The sequence below is a fragment of the Pseudomonas sp. P179 genome (assembly GCF_000478485.2).
Taxonomy (GTDB): Bacteria; Pseudomonadota; Gammaproteobacteria; order Pseudomonadales; family Pseudomonadaceae; genus Pseudomonas; species Pseudomonas aeruginosa.
Genome location: NZ_KI517354.1, coordinates 3,179,060 through 3,179,724 on the forward strand (window position 1 = coordinate 3,179,060; position 665 = coordinate 3,179,724).

Consider the following 665-nt stretch of genomic DNA (forward strand, 5'->3'; position numbering starts at 1 on the left):
ACCTAGGCATCGCGAAGTTCCTTTACGACATCTGCGCTGGAGCCTCCATGCTCAGAAAATTAGAGTAGAGAAAATAAATCTGTCCCTTTATGAAGGTTCTGAATAGCTTTCAGTCCTTCTTGCTCCGAAGCACTCAGGCTCTCGCAGCAAAGCTTATTCAACTATATAAGTGGTGAATCTATTTGGCTCTTCCTCCAAGTGCAACCTTCTACACTTCGGGCATCGGTACACCGTAATTGCCTTTTCATCAAGAGCTTCATATAACTGATCAGAAGACAGCTTATCCTCGCTATCTAGCCTATCCCCCAAGCTCTCTATTGCTGACTCAGGAATTAGAGTCAACTCATAGTCTGACCATCCTTGCGAAAGGTTCATAACGTAGCCACAGGTACACGTGTACTTCGGCATAATCAGCCTCCTCCAGTAGGTCGATCAAATCGGACCAACAAACAAAAAAAGGCAAAAAAAGGGAACTGGCAAAAAAAGGGGACAGATTTATTTTCCCTGCTCTAATCTCGGCCGCCCTTGCCCACGCCGCTCTATTCTCACCCCGGCTACCCGCTCTATCTCGTCCACAGCGAAAAAAGGGGACAGATTTATTTTCCCTACTCTAATCTCGGCCGCCCTTGCCCACGCCGCTCTATTCTCACCCCGGCTACCCGCTC

General features: G+C 48.0%; 1 pseudogene. It reads right to left on the reverse strand.

Annotated features, from left to right (window positions below):
- Positions 1-495: 495 nt before the first annotated feature.
- A pseudogene (locus tag HMPREF1224_RS46210) lies at positions 496-576 on the reverse strand (transposase); the annotation flags it as partial.
- Positions 577-665 lie beyond the last annotated feature (89 nt).